This window comes from Claveliimonas bilis, assembly GCF_020892095.1.
Lineage (GTDB): Bacteria > Bacillota > Clostridia > Lachnospirales > Lachnospiraceae > Claveliimonas > Claveliimonas bilis.
The window spans coordinates 2,491,119-2,508,084 of sequence record NZ_AP024845.1 but is presented as its reverse complement, the minus strand read 5'-3'; the positions used below and the strand labels follow the sequence as shown (position 1 = coordinate 2,508,084).

Sequence of the window (16,966 nt, the reverse complement as noted above, 5' to 3'; positions counted from 1 at the left end):
CCTCCTTTTTAAAGTGTTATATTTTGTTTCTAATTATTACATATGTAATATTTAATGTCAATATATTTATAATCGAGTAGGGGAGATTTTCTCTCCCCTCTCACACCACCGTACATGCCGTTCGGCATACGGCGGTTCAACGTAACTTCAAAGCATGTCGCTCATTGTAATAGTCAAAACAGCTTACAAGCCCTGCTCTGGCTAATACTTCTTTAGAGATTGCCCTGACAACGCATGTCTTAGTCACTACCCAGTAATAGCGGTCTCCACAATACGCTGTCAGTCTTGCAAGGTCTTTTCCGATTCCAAGTTTCTGCAGTCCCCATTGCCGTTTCTTCGGCACTTTCCACTGTTTCCAGATGATAACTCTGATTCTTGTTCTTAAATGTGCGTCTATCTTTATCATCGCTGTTTTCATGGAACCAAGGGCATAGTAATTAATCCATCCTCTTGTCGCCTGATTGATTTTCTCAATCTTGCTCGTGACTGTCCCCGGCATTTTTCTACAGGTCAGTTCTTTCAGTCTGTCTTTAAACTTCTTCACAGAGTCCTGATGGGGTCTGCATTTCCATTCTTTTGTCTTACTGTCCTTGTAGAATCCAAATCCAAGATACTTCAACTTTGATGGTCTTGTGATGTGCGTTTTGGTCATATTGACCTTTAACCCCAGTTTCCTCTGTATCCAGTCTGATACCGTCCGCATCACTCTTTTGGCACTCGATTCGCTTTTGACCGCTATGACACAGTCATCTGCGTATCTTGTGAACCGGAGTCCTCTCCTCTCCAGTTCCTTATCCAATTCATTCAGCATGATGTTTGACAGCAATGGTGATAGATTTCCGCCCTGTGGGGTTCCGAGTTTGGTTTCCTCGTATCCCTGTGGCGTCATAACTCCTGCTTTTAGATACTTGCGAATTAAGGATTCTGTATCGCCATCGTTGATAATCTTGTGAACCAGACTCATCAACTTGTCCTGCGGTACGTTATCGAAAAATTTCTCCAAGTCGATATCTACTATCCACTCATATCCCTCGTTTAGGTATACAAGCAGCTGTCTGATTGCCATTTCACAGCTCCGGTTCGGTCTGAAGCCGTAGCTCCATTCCGAAAACAAAGGCTCACACATGGGGCTTATCACCTGCACGATGCCTTGCTGGATTACCCGATCCATTACAGTTGGGATTCCCAGTTTTCTCATTCCGCCGTTTGGCTTAGGGATCTCCACTCTCCTGACTGGCTGGGGCTTGTACTCCCTGTTCCTGATTTGATTCCTGATACTTTCCCAATTCTCTTTGATATAATCGCCAAGTTCTTCGACTGTTACCTCATCCACCCCTCCTGCGCCCTTATTGGCACAGACTCTTTTGTATGCAGTGTTCATGTTATCTTTGGACAGTATCTTTTCCAACAGTTCTGACATTGCCTTGTGTGCTTTCTCCTTTCCGTTTCCATGGATTTGCCCTAGGTTGTGCAGTACCTGCTCATTTACGTTTCGCCCCTCCTGCCGTCAGGTATTCCATGGAGCATACATTTGATTACACGGTTACATTGTTCAGCCCTTCAGCACTTCCCATTCCAGGGCTTTGCCTACTACGGCCTCTGCTGACTTCTCACAGTTCGTTGTTACTACTGCGGGTTTCACAGCCTGTGAGACCTCACGGGATAAGCCTGCCAGTCTTTCCTCATCTACCTGCCTGATCTACGCACATGGGTTACGGTTGCCTTTTGGACTTCACTGTCTGTAGTCAGCTTATCCGCCATGTACGCCTTATATCAGGTTTCTGTTCGTCAGGCTACGATTTCGCTATCCCTTCTTCTCGCCCACATCTCACGATGTAAACCTTGGGAGTCGCTATGGGGTTCGTTGGCAACTACGCCCCTTGTGGACTTTCACCACAGACTGACGGCATGCCCGTCATACGACAAGAGGACTTGCAAGGTTTCTGACCTTTCAAGTCCTCTGCTGTATCATGGTTCTGTTGGCTGTGTTCGTTCCGTCAAGGACTGCCCTACGGCGTATCGGCTTCGCCTTGTTCCTTGACCTCACTACATTTTCTCTATTTCTTGACACAACAAAAGCCTATACGAATTTTCTCCAATCCGACAGGCTCTCATTCTTTCACATACTCTATCAATTCTTCTATTCCACAATCCAAGTAACTGCACAGTTTACAGATTAGTTGTGCGTCTAATCTTTGAAATTCATTTCTGCAATAACGATTAAAGTTAGACCTCGGTATATCCAATTCCTTACAAATGGTATTCTTACTAATTCCTTTTTCTTTCAGCAGTTCCTCTATGTGAAGTTCTAAATGTCCGTACTTCATTTCCTCACCTCTACATAAAAGTATATTCAATAAATCTTTATGTAGTAATTCACTATATAGTGAGGTACTATATAGTTATCCTTATAACTATATAGAAACAGAGGTATGTCAAAATGAAAAAGAAATTATTATTTGTCACTATTATTCTAATCTTGCTTGCAGGCGTTCTCTCTTACATTAGCTTGCCCGATTATCTTGTATTTAACAGTATGTCATTCAGTAATAGGGCTAATCGTGATACCGAATTACAAGTTATCGTATATCAATACTGGAATACTGATGAAGTGGTAGCGGAAATCGAAGCAGAACATAATCAAATCAACGGAACTCCCACTATCCTTACAATCAATCTATACTACTCTAAATGGTCTTTTCACAACGGATACGAGCCATTCTATACCACTACTATCAATTATGATTGAAAAGGAAAAGCAGACAGTCCTGCCAAAACTGTCTGCTACAAACTGGAATTGTCACTTCCGGCATAAACAAAACGGATGTCCTGCCGGATCAAACATGGTTACAAAATCATTTCCTCCAAATTGACTTTCCGCTTTCTTCGCTCCCAATGATTCCGCTTTCTTAACCATTTCTGCAACATTATCAACCTGAAAATCAAAATGCATCTGTTTTTGTTGTTTTCCTGTATCTTCTGGCCATACAGGAGGAACATAATCTTTTTCCTCAATAAACAAAAAAACAATCCCCGAAGAACTACGGACAGCCGGTCTTGCAAATAGTTCACACATTTCCCAACCTAATAATTCTCCATAGAATCTTTGCAATTTTCTTTCATCATCACAATCAACCATAACATTCCCTAATACCACTTCATCTACCATATTTTTAACATCCTTTCAAATTCTAATTTGTTTATTTCTTTCATTCTAACACATTTCCTAGTTTTTAACATTATTTTTCCCAAAAATTTAAGGGTGTATTGCAAAATACAATACACCCTCAACATTCACAGCGTTCCCTTTCTATTTTAAACAACAAGCAAATTCCTCGTTAAGAGGTTGGGTAAATTTCTTTACCCAATGCCCTACCCAATCTGTACCCAAAATAGCACGATATTTTGTGAGATTTTACAGTAGTTTATAACACTTGTCAAAATAGCCAGAAACCGCTTAAATACCTTATTTAATTCGCTTTTACCAGTCCTACGATGATAAATTAGTTTCCCATCTGTTTTGCAACTTCTGCTGCGAAATCCTCTTCCTTCTTCTCGATTCCTTCTCCGGTCTCGAAACGAACGAATTTCTTAACAGTCATGTTAGCGCCGTTCTCTTTTGCAACCTTCTCTACATATTTTGCAACTGTAAGGTCACCGTCCTGAACATATACCTGGTCTAACAGACAGATCTCTTTCATCTCTTTGTTGAGACGTCCGATGATCATTTTCTCAATGATGTTCTCCGGTTTGTTCGGATTCTCCAGTTTAGCCTGTGCAAGCAGGATCTCTTTCTCATGATCAATGTATTCCTGTGAAACTTCCTCACGGGATACATACTTCGGAGACATAGCTGCAACCTGCATAGCTACATTCTTCAGGCATGTCTTGATCTCATCGTTTACGACATCTGTTTCCGCCTCTACGAGAACACCGATACGTCCGCCGCCATGGATATATGCTACGACACATCCGTCAGATACGATCTTTTCAAATCTTCTGATGCTTAAGTTCTCTCCGATAACAGAAATTTTCTCTGTCAGAACATCTTTTACTGTCTTGGAAGCGTCTTCGTTCCATGCCTCTGCCATGAATGCATCCATATCTTTGGACTCTGATGCAATTGCCTGATCAACAACAGCTTTTACAAATGCCTGGAAATCAGCATTCTTTGCAACGAAGTCTGTCTCTGAATTCACTTCAACAATTGCTGCTGTTTTGTCATCTTTTACTTCTGCCATTACAATACCTTCAGCGGCAATTCTTCCGGCTTTCTTCACTGCCTTTGCCTCACCGTTCTTTCTCAGGTATTCGATCGCCTCATCCATATTTCCATTTGTTTCATTAAGAGCTTTCTTGCAGTCCATCATTCCGGCGCCTGTCAGTTCTCTTAATTCTTTTACCATACTAGCTGTAACTGCCATTTTTCATTCCTCCGTCGAAATCTTATTTATACAAGGGGTTTTTAATTAAGCTTCCACTGTTTCTGCAGCTTCTTCAGCCTGCTCTTCGTAAGCTTCTTCACCTTCTGCATATTCTTCTTCGTAACCTGTTTCTCCCTGATTTGCCTCGATAACAGCATCTGCCATCTTGGAAACGATCAGTTTTACTGCACGAATTGCATCGTCATTTCCTGGAATTACATAATCCAGCTCTTCCGGATCACAGTTTGTATCTGCAATACCGATAAGCGGAATGCCAAGTGTATGTGCTTCCTGAACGCAGATTCTTTCTTTCTTCGGGTCAACGATGAAAATTGCATCCGGCAGTCTCTTCATTTCTTTGATTCCGCCAAGGTTTTTCTCCAGTTTCTCCCACTCTTTCTTCAGCTGAATAACTTCCTTCTTCGGCAGTACGTCAAATGTTCCGTCTTCCGCCATTGCTTCGATTTCTTTCAGACGGTTTACTCTGCTCTTGATTGTCTTGAAGTTTGTGAGCATTCCGCCCAGCCATCTCTCATTTACATAGAACATACCGCAGCGCTCTGCTTCTGTTTTGATAGCGTCCTGTGCCTGTTTCTTTGTTCCTACAAACAGGATTGTTCCGCCTTCTGCTGCGATATCGGAAATTGCCTGATATGCTTCATCTACTTTTCCTACAGATTTCTGAAGGTCAATAATATAGATACCATTTCTCTCTGTGTAGATGTACGGAGCCATCTTAGGGTTCCATCTTCTTGTCTGATGTCCGAAATGAACACCTGCTTCTAAAAGTTGCTTCATTGAAATAACACTCATGTTTCTTTCCTCCATTTGGTTTTGTTACTTCCGCACATTGCATTTCCCGTAAGACCGGCCTTTCATCCTGTAATCCATCAAAAAGGCTTAGGCACCTTTACAGGCAGACATATGCGTGTTTTTTTGCGACTTGAATATAATACCATAAAAAAGTGCCGGATGCAAGCATTTTTCTGGCTTTCCGGCACTTTCATGATCATTTTTCTCTCTTCATTGATATTTTACTACAGAACTCTTCTGACACTGCGGATCTGCCTGTAAGTGCAGTCACTCCACTCTACGATACCTACTCCGGGAGCTGATGCATGGATGATCCCCCCGGTTCCATTGTAGATGCCTACATGTCCGTAATACACCAGAAGGTCTCCCGCCTGTGCCTGTGAAAGCGGTACTTCCACTCCCGCATAAGCCTGTGAACTGTCCGTCCTTCCAAGACTGACTCCGAACTTTGCATAAATCTGCTGGGTAAACCCGGAACAGTCAATTCCATTTGTCAGGCTGTTACCTCCCAGTACATAAGGATTTCCGAGAAATTGTCTTGCATACGCCACAACTGCCGCTCCGTCTGTCCCCTGCGGCGGCACAATCGATGCATTTCCTCCGCCTGATGAACTTCCGGATCCTCCTCCGTTTGATCCGCTGTTGCTGTTTTCGTTTCCGGCGGAATTATTTCCCTGCTGGGACTGGTTGCTATTTTCTTCAGCCTCCTGGGCCGCTGCTGCCTGCGCTGCTTCCTGCTGACGTTTTTCCTCTTCTGCTTTCTGGGCTGCCACCGCCTCCTGGATGCTGGCATCCAGCTGGGCAATCTCTGACTGTTTCCCATCTATCATCGTATTAAGGGAAGTCTTGTCCTCTTCCAACTGTACCTGCATTTTTTCCAGAGACTCTGCCTCTTCCTGCAGTGTGGCGGACAGCTCTTCTATCTTCTTTGTTGTAGCTTCACATTCCGCCTGCTTTTCTTTATCATACTCATGTACATTTTGTATGTATTCTGCTTTATTGATCAAATCCGAAAAATTTTCCGCGGAGAGAAGGATCTCCAATTCATTTCCATTTCCCGCTTCATACATATACTGGATTCGTTTTTTCATATCTGCAAATTGCTTTTGCTGCTGCACAATAGCTTCTTCCAGATCGACATTGGCCTTTTCAATCTCTTCCTGCTTTTTTGAAAGATCACTTTCCAGTGTGTTGATCTTGTCAAGAATGCTTGTCAACTGACTCTGCAGAGATGTCACTTCCCCTTCCACAGCTGCTTTATTATCTTTCAGATCATCTATGGATGGTTCTGCAAAAACAGGACATACTACCATGGAGCTGACCAGCATCGCCGTGACAGTTGCCTGTACTATTTTTTTCTTCATACTCTCCCACCTTATCTCTATCTGTATGCTGTTAACTTCTGTCTGTTTCGCGCTCTTTTGCGGAAGCGCCATTACCCTGATTTATATTTATACACAATAAGAATACAACAATTTTTCTGCAATTTCAACAAATTTTCCAAGAAATAAAAACAAGAAGGCAATTCTTTTTACTGCCTTCCTGCTTTCAGCTTTATGTTCACCGGATTACCAGCATCTCCTGTACCACGGAGATCCGTAAACACTGGCAATTTTTACAACATCTCCCGGTTTCGGAGCATGTATCATTTTCCCTCCGCCAATGTAAATTCCTACATGGCTTCCATAACACACAATGTCTCCCGGCTGCGGATCCGTTACTGCCACTCCGCATCCACCCTGTGCATAAGAAGTTCTCGGAAGAGAAATTCCCGCAACAGAATGGCAGTACTGCACAAGCCCGGAACAATCCAGGGCAGATCCCGGAGTGGAACCGCCATATACATAAGAAACTCCCAACTGGCTGTAAGCTGCATTTACAATTGCCTGTGCCACAGAAGTATTTCCCGAAGAGGAGGAACTTCCTGACGAGGAACTGCTTCCCGATGAGGAACTGCTTCCCGACGAAGAGCTGCCGCCCGACTCTGTACCGTCGGATGTATTTTCAGAGGATGTGCTGTTGTCAGACTCATCCTGCTGTGAACTGTCACTTTCGCCGGATTCCTCCTGTTCTGCTGCCGCTGCTGCCTCGGCCTCTCTTTGCGCCGCTTCCTGTGCCGCCGCCTCAGCTGCTGCTGCAATCTGCTCGTCAAAGTCAGCAATCTCTGCTTTCTTCTCTGTCAGAGTCGCATTCAGGTTTTCTTCCTCCTGCTCATATTGTTCCTGCATATCCTGCTGCTTTTTCTGCTCTGTCTCCAGAGTTTCCTTCAGATCTTTTATTTCTGCTTCTGTTTGTTCCAGTTCTTCCAGCTTTTGCCGGTCATATGTATGAACATTCTGAACATATTCCGCTTTGTTAACCAGATCTGAAAAGTCTTTTGCCGATATAAGGGTTTCCAGAGAACTTAACTCTCCGCTTTCATACATATATTTGATCCTAAGTTTCATAGAATCATATTGTTCTTCTGCTTTTTTCTCGGCTTCCTCCAAATCTTCCTCGGCCTGTATGATCTTCTCTCCGGTCTTGATCAGCTGTTCTTCCATTGATCCGATCTTGGTAATAAGCTCTGTCAACTGTTCCTGCAAGGACTCTGCCTCTTCTGTAGCTGCCTCTTTTTTCTCTTCCAGCTCTGCAGCCGACGGTGCAGCAAGTACCGATGTCGTGGCTAAAAAACTGGCTAATGCTGTCATCAGCAGTGTTCTTCCTATTCTGTTCATCTTAATTCTGTCCCTTTTCAATTATCTGCTATGTCTGTTTCCTGTTGCTGTGTTTCCCCTCCCATACATTTAATATAAATTAAAATTTATATTTTTGCAATACTTTTTTAATTTTTTGTAATATTTCCGTAACATTTAAACTGACGGCTGAACCGGTTTCTCATCAATGCGCTGTATCAGCACAAATATACTGGACGCCGCTGCTGCACATACAACCGTAATAATACCGATCCTCATAGGCTGCTGCATCATCCATTCATAGGCAGCCGTTTCTGTAGCTGCAATTGAAACAAGATTCATTACCATATGCCCCAATACCGGAGCTTTGACAGATCCGTATTTTTCATATAAGTAACAGAGCACCATTCCCATGAAAAAAGCATAGATCATCTGAACCATATTTCCGTGAATAACGGCAAAGATCAAAGATGCGGAAACTGCCGAGCGGATAAATCCTGCTCTTTGGCGCATCCTCCTGAACATCACCCCGCGGAATACCAGTTCCTCAGCTGCAGGTACCAAAAGGCCCAGACAAATCACCTGTACGGGCAGGGATGCACTGTAAAGGGCATCTGTAGTCTGCTGATATGATGCACTCATCGACTGAAGATTTCCGATTATGATCAGATTATTTACACCCACACACAAGACAGCCGAAATGCCGATCACACCTGCATACTGCCACAAAGAAGCTTTTTTGTTCGGCACAATTCCAAGAAATTTTTCATTCTTACGATCCCTGTGAAACAAAAACAACATAATAGGAATCACAAGCAATGCGCTGATCCCCTCCAGCAGTGTGGTATACTGCATCAGCTGCTCTGTTATTGTCAAAGTCATATCCGTCATGGCATCCTGATTCTGCATTGCCCCAACTGCTTCATCATAGTGGTTGGACATGTAAAAAAAGCTGTATATTCCCGCTGCCGCCATACTGACAACCATACTGACGACTAATTTGATCACCAGAGGTACAAACACATACCATGCACCGGTTTTATATACTTTCGGCATTGACGGTATGGGCGTCTTCTCCTGTTCGTCTTTCTTTTGTTCCTGCCCCGGTTCAACGGACCCGGGATCTGTTCCGGGATTTTCCCATGGATTGCTCATATATATTTCTGTTCCTCACTTTCCAAATCTAAATATGTAACAGTACATAAAACTCCTGATTTTCTTATTCTACTTCTCATTTACAAAAGTTTCAATTAAAAAAGTATAAACTCTCTGCCGACTGATTCCGCTTCCTTTTCTTTACTTTCCTGTCTCCAGGCCATATAATAGTAAATATAATTTTCAGGAAAGGAGTTTTATAATATGGAAGATCAGAAACAGCGTGTCTATGACGCACTGAATAAACTCGGTATTAAATATGAAGTCGTTGAACATGAACCTGTTCATACTATGGAGGACATGGACCGCCTCGGCCTTCCGGAAAAGGGTACTCTGTGCAAAAATCTTTTTCTTCGGGATTCCAAAGGCAAACGTCACTTCCTTGTCACCTGCGACGAAAAGAAAAAAGTAGATCTCAAGTCTCTTGGACGCGCGCTTGGAGGCGGCAATCTAAGCTTCGCCTCAGAGGAACGCCTGGAACAGTATCTTGGCTTAAAACAGGGAAGCGTTTCCCCCTTCGGACTTATGAATGACACAGATCATGCGGTGGAATTTTTTATCGACAAGGATCTTTCCCGCTGTAAAAGTCTCGGGATCCATCCTCTGGAAAACACTGCTACCGTTTTCCTTTCTTTCAAAGACCTGGACAAATTTCTGTGGGATCTCGATGTAGATGTCATAAAAATCAAATTATAATGGAACGGCAAAAGGACATGGATTTTGCATCCCATGTCCTTTCCTTTTATTTATTCTTCAGATATTCCTCAATAAGGCATTGCTTCCCTTTCAGGCTTCCCTGAACCATCTCCGGTTTGCCGCCGCCTCTGCCGGCAAACCTTTCGTTCAGCTCTTTTCCAAACGGACGGACATCCTCTTTCCTGCTTCCGATCACATAGCGATACCCTTCCTCTGATGTTCCGGCAAACACAGCCGCTATTTTTGCCCCTCTGTCAAGCAAAGCATTCATCAGCTCCCTTGGCCCGTTTCCTTCCAGCCCGCTGTCAAATATCCAGGTCACGCCTTCTCTTATTGCTGTTTCAGCTGCCTGGTATCTCAAAAGCTTCTGCTGGAGGAGCAATGTTCTATTTTTCCAGCCATCCCGCTCCGCCTTCAGCTTTTCCACAGCTTTTGCTGTCTCATTTTCCTTCTCACACAACAGATTTCCTATGGCTTTTACATTTGCCTGTTTGATCCGGTAGTCTCTAAGCGCCCGGAACCCACACAGCATGGTAATCCTCTCTCCGCCTTTGTAGTTCATCCTCCCTACCAGCTTGATCAGTCCGATCTCCCCTGTTCTCTTTACATGAGGGGCGCAGCATGCACAGACATCAAATCCCGGAATTTCTATAATCCTTACCTGGCCTTCGATCTCTATTTTGCTTCTGTATTCCATAAAGGAAAGCTCTTCCCTGGAGGGGTAAAGTGTCTCTACTTTCAGATTCAGGGCAACTGCCCTGTTGGCTTCCCACTCAATTTCCTCCAGCTCTTCCGGCATGATAGGACCGTTAAAATCCATAGTACAGTAATCATTTCCCAGGTGAAAGCCTACGTTATCATACCCGAGGCGGGCGTGTACAAGCCCGGAAATGATGTGTTCTCCCGTATGCTGCTGCATCTTTTCAAAACGCTCTTCCCAGCTGATTTTCCCGTGAACAGTTTTTCCTACTTCCAAAGGACGATCCGTTATGTGATGGACAGTTCCCTGTTTTTCCTTCACATCCCAGACCTCTGCCTCATCCAGCCATCCGGTATCAGCATATTGCCCTCCGCCTTCCGGGAAAAATGCAGTCCTCTCTAAAATAACACGATAGCCCTTTTTATCCTTTTCACAGGAAAGTACTTTCGCATCAAATTCTTTCATGTGACTGTCCTGATAAAAAAGCTTCTCTGTCTGCCCAATCTCCATTTCCTGTCTACATCCTTTCCGGCGCTTCAAATCCAAGTATATCGATACATGCCTCCAGTACTCTCTTTGTCAGGATCAGAACTGCAATATAACTCTCCTGTACTTTTTCATCCTCCTCTGCCAGGATCTTCGTTTCATGGTAGAAACGATTGAATGCATTTGCCAGGTCATAAATATACGCACAGATCTTATGAGGCGCTGTTTCCTCATAAGCGGTCTCCATGACAGCATTGTATTTGGCAATTTCCAGCATAAGCGCCTTTTCACTGTCACTGTGAGCTCCGCTGACAGAAAGATCTTCCAGATGTTTTCCCATTTCTTCATATTTATGAAGAATGGATTTGATCCGTACAATAGTATAAAGAATATAGGGACCTGTATTTCCTTCAAATGATGTAAAGCGGTCCACATCAAATACATAATCCTTGCTGGCCTGATTAGACAGATCTCCATATTTAATAGCAGACATTCCCACAATTCCGGCAGTCTCCTTTGCTTCCTCTTCGCCCACTGTCCGGTTATCCGTGATCTTGTGGTACATCTCCTCGTTAATTTCACGGATCAGGTTCTCCAGGCGCATTACACCGCCCTCTCTTGTTTTAAAGGGCTTTCCGTCCTTTCCGTTCATTGTACCAAATCCAAGGAAACGAAGCCTTGTCTTTTCCGGTACGATCCCGGTTTTTTTCGCTGCCCGGAATACCTGTGTAAAATGAAGTTCCTGGCGCTTATCCACTACATAGATCACCTGATCCGGATGATAGTCTTCCTCTCTCTGGACTAAAGTAGCAAGATCTGTCGTCCCGTACAAAGAGGCCCCGTCTGATTTCTGGATCATACATGGAGGAATTTCTTTCGTATCTGTCTCTTCTTTTACATCAATGACAAGGGCTCCGTCATCTACCCTTGCAAACCCCTCTTTTTTCAGCCGTTCGATCATGTCCGGAATATAGGCCTGCGCATCCGCCTCTCCCTTCCACAGATCAAACTCCACATTTAAATTGGCATAATTCTTCTTCAGATCCGCCACGGAAACCTGCATGATATGCTTCCAGATAGCGGTATATCCCTTGTGTCCGTTCTGAAGCAAATAGGTAGCATGCAATGCTTCTTCCCTGTATTCTTCATGCTCTTTAGCATAGGCGCTTGCAGTCGGATAAATCTCTTCCAGCTCTCCGATGGTAAATGGCGCCTCACTGGGATATTCTCCTTCAAAAGACTCATCAAAATACGGAAGATCAGGCTGGCGTTTCTTTAACTCTGTAATTATAAGTCCCATCTGATAGCCCCAGTCTCCCATGTGTATATCTCCAAGAACCTTATGCCCCATTGCTCTGCAGATTCTCTTGACACTTTCTCCAATGATCGCGGATCGGAGATGCCCTACATGGAGAGGCTTTGCCACATTAGGTCCGCCGTAATCTATAACGATCATTTCCGGATTCTCTGTCTTTTCCAGACCGAGCGTTTCCTCTCCCGCCATATCATTCAAATAAGATGCAAGGTATCTGTCATCAATCTTCAGGTTAATAAAACCCGGAGCAACTGCTTCTGCTTCTGCAATGCAGCCCTGTCTCCCGATCTGAGACACCACATCTTTTGCAATCATTATCGGCGCTTTTTTATAAACCTTGGCTCCCGCCATAGCCCCATTACACTGGTATTCACACAGATCCGGACGGTTTGACAGCGTTACCTTTGCATAGGATCTGTCATAACCCGCTTCTTCAAAAGCCTCTTCCATTTCTGCGGTTATCTTATCTAAAAGCTTTTTCATCTTTTTTCCTCCATTCCTGTTCCACAATACCCTTTGATCATTCTACAGTCTACCATAATTCCCCCTTTCCCTCAATATCTCTCTTTTGACAAACTGGATTTTCCTTGCCATTTCCGCGAAACTATGCTACCCTCGAATAACCAATAATAAAAGAAAGAAGGAATGTTATGATCATTGGTTCTCATGTTGGAATGAGCGGAAAGGATATGCTCCTTGGCTCCGCAAAAGAAGCAGTCACCTACGGAGCTGATACATTTATGTTTTACACCGGGGCGCCTCAAAACACAAAACGAAAAGACATCAGCGAGTTGAATATCGACCCGGCCTGGAAATATATGGAGGAACACGGGATCAGACAGATCCTTGTCCATGCCCCTTACATTATCAATCTTGCAAATACTGTCAAACCGGAAACCTATGAACTTGCAGAAGAATTTCTTGCCCTGGAGATTGAACGTACTGCCGCCTGCAAAAGCTCCACTCTGATCCTCCATCCCGGAGCTCATGTGGGTGCAGGAGTATCCGCTGGAATCGCTCAGATCATCCGCGGCCTAAACCACATCCTTACCAGGGAAACAACCGTCAATGTCGCACTGGAAACAATGGCCGGAAAGGGGACTGAAATCGGACGAAGCTTTGAAGAAATCGCCCGCATTTATGACGGCGTTGTGTATAACGACAAGCTGCGTGTATGCTTTGACACCTGCCACACCAATGACAGTGGATATGATGTTAAAAATAACTTTGACGGTGTGATCGATGAATTTGACCGCATTCTGGGCAAAGATCAGATTGCGGTCTTCCATATCAATGACAGCAAGAATCCGATGGGCGCCCGCAAAGACCGCCACGCCAATATTGGTTTTGGCACCATTGGCTTTGATGCCCTTCACACCATTGTGCATCACCCTGATTTTGAAAATGTTCCCAAGATTCTCGAAACTCCCTATATCCCCTCTTCCGAAAATTCAAAAAAGTCTTTCCCTCCTTATCGGGAAGAAATACAGATGTTAAGATGCGGACAGTTCAATTCCCGTCTTCAGGAAGAAATCGCCGGCAAATAAGCCGGCTTTTCTTTTTCTCTTGACAATTTTATATTTATGTATTATTGTATTATATAGCTAATACATTTGTCGAATATCAAATCGTACAATAGAAACGAGGTGACATGCATGCCATGGGAATTAGATAATGACCGCCCGATCTATCTGCAGCTTATGGAACGGATACAAAGGGATATCATTTCCGGAGTCTACAAACCCGGCGATAAACTTCCGTCTGTAAGAGATCTCGCCGTGGAGGCCGCGGTAAATCCAAACACAATGCAAAAAGCTCTTTCCGAACTAGAGAGAAGCGGCCTGGTTTACGCCCAGAGAACCAGCGGCCGGTTTATAACGGAGGATGAAGCTATGCTGAAAAAAATGAAACAGGAACAGGCTGCCAGCCATATCCATGAATTTTTTGAAAAAATGCGCAGTCTCGGATTCCAGGATGAAGAGACGCTTGCTCTACTTCAGGAAGCTATAAAGGGGGAACACTGACTATGAAGCCGATATTAGAATGCAAAGGGCTTACCAAACAATATAACAACCATGTCAACGCCCTTACGAATCTGAATCTGGTTCTGGAACGGGGACAGATCATCGGGCTTTTGGGACCGAACGGAAGTGGAAAGACCACTTTGATCAAACTGATCAATGATCTTTTGATTCCTACAGAAGGACAGGTTCTGATCGATGGAATGGTGCCCGGCGTTGAGACAAAGAAGATCGTATCCTATCTCCCGGAGCGGACCTATCTGGATCCCTCAATGAAGATCAAGGATATCATTTCCTATTTTTCAGATTTTTACGAAAACTTTGTCACTGACCGCGCTTACCATATGATGACAGATCTGGAGATCGACGTCAACTCCCGTATGCGCGCTCTCTCCAAGGGAACAAAAGAAAAGGTTCAGCTGGCCCTGGTAATGAGCCGTGACGCCCAGCTGTATGTTCTGGATGAACCGATTGGTGGAGTGGACCCTGCTGCCAGGGACTATATTCTTCAGACCATATTGACAAATTATAACGAAAACGCGACCATCCTGATCTCCACCCATCTGATCACAGACATTGAAAACATCCTGGACCGGGTTCTCTTTCTAAAGCAGGGGCAGGTTGTACTCAATGCAGCGGTAGATGAAATACGAATGGATCAGGGTAAATCTGTAGACGCGTTATTCCGGGAGGTGTTCAGATGTTAGGCAAACTGATTCGGTATGATCTGAAATCTACAACCAGATTTCTGATCGTCATTCATATTTTTCTGATTATATTTTCCATACTGGGACGCATATTCCTGACCGGAAGATTTCCTTATGAAGCTGATGATATAAGCGAATTGCTTGTTGCTTTGACCTTTACTGTATATATCATCCTGTTTGCGGGCGCTTCATTTGGTACCCTTCTCGTTATAGCAGTAAGATTTTACAAAAATTTATTCTCCGATGAGGGATATCTCACCAATACCCTTCCCGTCACCAAAGGGATGCACTTACTGTCAAAGACACTCTCTGGAACTATATGGTGCGCTATTGATGCTTTCATCCTGTACCTGTGCGCTTTTATCCTGATCGCTATCCCGCCTGTTACCGAAGCTCTCAGCGCTCATTGGGGAGAATTTATCCGGCTTTTGGGATTTTCCAGCCAGAGCAGCTTTCATTTCTTTTTGCTGTATATGGTAGTACTTACCTTCATCGGCGCGGTTGTCAATGTGGTCAGTATCCAGTCAGCCGTCATATTGGGGCAGCTTTTTAACGGTCACAAGGTATTGGGAGCTGTTGTTTCCTATTTTGTCCTTACCACCATCTCCTCGATTGCGGCTACCATACTGATGGGGATTTACGGTCTGCTTACTGATAACCTTATAATAGGTACTGTCGGCAACTCTGACTTTACCTTTGCTTCCTATATGACAAATATATTAAATCTTTCCTTTGCCCTGGAAATTGTATTTGCCATCATACTTTATATTATTTCTTATATTATTATGAAAAAGAAAATCAATTTAAGCTAACCTTGCAGAGAAGGGATATTTGCACAAAAAGGCATATGACTTCTGCAGTATAATCTGCAGCTCGTCATATGCCTTTTTCTTTTTCCTAAAAAAACACTTGAATCAACACCATATAAAGCACAGTGCCTACTCCGATACTTAAAAGGTTATTTCTCTTCCAGGCATGAAGCGCCGCTGTCACAAAGACAGCAGCCGCTTCCGGAATCCCATGGGGCGCTTCTGCCACAGGTGTCGCCCGCAGGCAGTATACCACAAGCATACCGATCACTGCCGGTGTCAGCACTCTTCCAAGATAACGCACCACTTCCGGTATCTCTTTCCCCTTTGGAAATATCAAAAACGGAACGACTCTTGTAGCAAAAGTAGTGGCCGCCACAAGGAAAATAATTACAAATGATACTCCTGCACTTAACGGCATTTTGCCACCTCCTTCTCATCCAGCTTCCTTCGTCCCGCAAAAAGGATCATGATAATAAGAAGCATGGAAGGGAGCACAAAACTGTCGGCTCCGAATATCTGCAGGCAGAGAAACGCTGCCGCCACGCCTATTGTTTCCGGAATCCTGTTTTTGGCATCCATCCACTGTTCCACAAAGATCACCACAAACAGCGCTGTCATGGCAAAGTCGATCCCTTCCGAATTGAAGGGCAGAAAACTTCCTGCAAGTCCTCCAATGGCAGAACCGATTACCCAGTAGGACTGATTCATAATAGAAATCGCAAATAGAAATTTTTCTTCTTCTACTCCTTCCGGTATTTTTGTTGTACATAAAAGGGAATAGGTTTCATCAGTCAGACCGAAGATCATATACCACCTTTTTTTCCCCATCTGATTAAATTTGTCAAGCAGTGATATCCCATAAAATATGTGTCTGATATTTACCATTAAAGTCATGAATATCACTTGTACAAAAGAAATACCCGGCGTAAAAAAATTTACTGCCAGATATTGCCCGGAGCCTGCATATACAAGCAGGCTCATCAATATTGCCCATAAAAAGGAATACCCTTTCTCCGCATACATAACGCCAAAGGCAATCCCAATAAAAAGATATCCCGTCAAAACAGGAATCGTATAAGGAAACGCCTTTCTGAATGCATGTTTGTAACCTGTCATCCCTTATTCCTTTCCTTTATCCGTTGTATATCCTATTTCTTACTTC

At 43.8% G+C, this 16,966-nt stretch carries 18 protein-coding genes; 6 read left to right on the top strand and 12 right to left on the bottom strand.

Annotated features, from left to right (window positions below; all coding sequences use genetic code 11):
* Positions 1 to 136 precede the first annotated feature (136 nt).
* Together ltrA and EUBC25_RS12145 are read right to left on the bottom strand one after the other, a co-directional pair.
* Positions 137 to 1,420 carry a group II intron reverse transcriptase/maturase gene (ltrA, locus tag EUBC25_RS12150; protein WP_230105745.1) on the bottom strand — a complete coding sequence of 428 codons (1,284 nt, stop codon included), beginning with the start codon at positions 1,418 to 1,420 and terminating at the stop codon, positions 137 to 139.
* A 691-nt stretch (positions 1,421 to 2,111) separates the two neighbouring features.
* A complete protein-coding gene (locus EUBC25_RS12145) occupies positions 2,112 to 2,327 on the bottom strand; it encodes a helix-turn-helix domain-containing protein (protein WP_004611575.1) in 216 nt (71 codons plus the stop codon).
* A gap of 113 nt (positions 2,328 to 2,440) precedes the next feature.
* Here EUBC25_RS12145 and EUBC25_RS12140 point away from each other — a divergent pair, with 113 nt between their 5' ends.
* Positions 2,441 to 2,749 (top strand): hypothetical protein, encoded by a 309-nt coding sequence (locus EUBC25_RS12140; protein ID WP_230105744.1) that lies wholly within the window; start codon positions 2,441 to 2,443, stop codon positions 2,747 to 2,749.
* A 51-nt stretch (positions 2,750 to 2,800) separates the two neighbouring features.
* Here EUBC25_RS12140 and EUBC25_RS12135 read toward each other — a convergent pair whose 3' ends face one another.
* From EUBC25_RS12135 to EUBC25_RS12110, 6 genes are all read right to left on the bottom strand, one after another.
* Positions 2,801 to 3,169: a VOC family protein gene (locus EUBC25_RS12135; protein WP_230105743.1), complete on the bottom strand. Its 369-nt coding sequence runs from the start codon at positions 3,167 to 3,169 to the stop codon at positions 2,801 to 2,803.
* Positions 3,170 to 3,503: 334 nt separating this feature from the next.
* Positions 3,504 to 4,424 carry a translation elongation factor Ts gene (gene tsf, locus EUBC25_RS12130; protein WP_230105742.1) on the bottom strand — a complete coding sequence of 307 codons (921 nt, stop codon included), beginning with the start codon at positions 4,422 to 4,424 and terminating at the stop codon, positions 3,504 to 3,506.
* 45 nt (positions 4,425 to 4,469) lie between these two features.
* Positions 4,470 to 5,237 (bottom strand): 30S ribosomal protein S2, encoded by a 768-nt coding sequence (rpsB, locus tag EUBC25_RS12125; protein WP_230105741.1) that lies wholly within the window; start codon positions 5,235 to 5,237, stop codon positions 4,470 to 4,472.
* Positions 5,238 to 5,461: 224 nt separating this feature from the next.
* Positions 5,462 to 6,601: a C40 family peptidase gene (locus EUBC25_RS12120; RefSeq protein ID WP_230105740.1), complete on the bottom strand. Its 1,140-nt coding sequence runs from the start codon at positions 6,599 to 6,601 to the stop codon at positions 5,462 to 5,464.
* Between the two features lie 204 nt (positions 6,602 to 6,805).
* Positions 6,806 to 7,954 carry a C40 family peptidase gene (locus EUBC25_RS12115; RefSeq protein ID WP_230105739.1) on the bottom strand — a complete coding sequence of 383 codons (1,149 nt, stop codon included), beginning with the start codon at positions 7,952 to 7,954 and terminating at the stop codon, positions 6,806 to 6,808.
* A gap of 135 nt (positions 7,955 to 8,089) precedes the next feature.
* Complete coding sequence (locus EUBC25_RS12110) at positions 8,090 to 9,067, bottom strand: CPBP family intramembrane glutamic endopeptidase (RefSeq protein ID WP_230105738.1); 978 nt, start codon at positions 9,065 to 9,067, stop codon at positions 8,090 to 8,092.
* Positions 9,068 to 9,271: 204 nt separating this feature from the next.
* On the opposite strand from EUBC25_RS12110, the gene EUBC25_RS12105 reads away from it, so the two are divergent.
* On the top strand, positions 9,272 to 9,763 hold the full coding sequence (locus tag EUBC25_RS12105) for a prolyl-tRNA synthetase associated domain-containing protein (RefSeq protein ID WP_230105737.1): 492 nt from the start codon (positions 9,272 to 9,274) through the stop codon (positions 9,761 to 9,763).
* A gap of 46 nt (positions 9,764 to 9,809) precedes the next feature.
* Here EUBC25_RS12105 and EUBC25_RS12100 read toward each other — a convergent pair whose 3' ends face one another.
* Together EUBC25_RS12100 and argS are read right to left on the bottom strand one after the other, a co-directional pair.
* Positions 9,810 to 10,973, bottom strand: a complete 1,164-nt coding sequence (locus tag EUBC25_RS12100) for an alanyl-tRNA editing protein (RefSeq protein WP_230105736.1) — start codon at positions 10,971 to 10,973, stop codon at positions 9,810 to 9,812.
* Between the two features lie 7 nt (positions 10,974 to 10,980).
* Positions 10,981 to 12,747 (bottom strand): arginine--tRNA ligase, encoded by a 1,767-nt coding sequence (gene argS / locus EUBC25_RS12095; RefSeq protein ID WP_230105735.1) that lies wholly within the window; start codon positions 12,745 to 12,747, stop codon positions 10,981 to 10,983.
* Positions 12,748 to 12,914: 167 nt separating this feature from the next.
* Between argS and EUBC25_RS12090 the strand changes: the two genes are divergently transcribed.
* From EUBC25_RS12090 to EUBC25_RS12075, 4 genes are all read left to right on the top strand, one after another.
* On the top strand, positions 12,915 to 13,811 hold the full coding sequence (locus EUBC25_RS12090) for a deoxyribonuclease IV (RefSeq protein WP_230105734.1): 897 nt from the start codon (positions 12,915 to 12,917) through the stop codon (positions 13,809 to 13,811).
* A 108-nt stretch (positions 13,812 to 13,919) separates the two neighbouring features.
* Positions 13,920 to 14,288, top strand: coding sequence for a GntR family transcriptional regulator (locus tag EUBC25_RS12085; protein WP_230105733.1), 369 nt, complete (start codon positions 13,920 to 13,922; stop codon positions 14,286 to 14,288).
* Between the two features lie 2 nt (positions 14,289 to 14,290).
* Entirely contained in the window at positions 14,291 to 14,992 is a 702-nt protein-coding gene (locus EUBC25_RS12080; protein ID WP_230105732.1) for an ABC transporter ATP-binding protein, read from the top strand.
* The gene (locus tag EUBC25_RS12075) at positions 14,986 to 15,804 is read left to right on the top strand and encodes a hypothetical protein (protein WP_230105731.1); all 819 of its coding nucleotides are present in this window, start codon (positions 14,986 to 14,988) and stop codon (positions 15,802 to 15,804) included. Before EUBC25_RS12080 ends, EUBC25_RS12075 begins: the two co-directional genes overlap by 7 nt.
* An 85-nt stretch (positions 15,805 to 15,889) precedes the next feature.
* Here EUBC25_RS12075 and EUBC25_RS12070 read toward each other — a convergent pair whose 3' ends face one another.
* Together EUBC25_RS12070 and EUBC25_RS12065 are read right to left on the bottom strand one after the other, a co-directional pair.
* Positions 15,890 to 16,222: a branched-chain amino acid transporter permease gene (locus tag EUBC25_RS12070; RefSeq protein ID WP_230105730.1), complete on the bottom strand. Its 333-nt coding sequence runs from the start codon at positions 16,220 to 16,222 to the stop codon at positions 15,890 to 15,892.
* Positions 16,213 to 16,920 (bottom strand): AzlC family ABC transporter permease, encoded by a 708-nt coding sequence (locus tag EUBC25_RS12065; protein WP_230105729.1) that lies wholly within the window; start codon positions 16,918 to 16,920, stop codon positions 16,213 to 16,215. Before EUBC25_RS12065 ends, EUBC25_RS12070 begins: the two co-directional genes overlap by 10 nt.
* Positions 16,921 to 16,966: the final 46 nt, after the last annotated feature.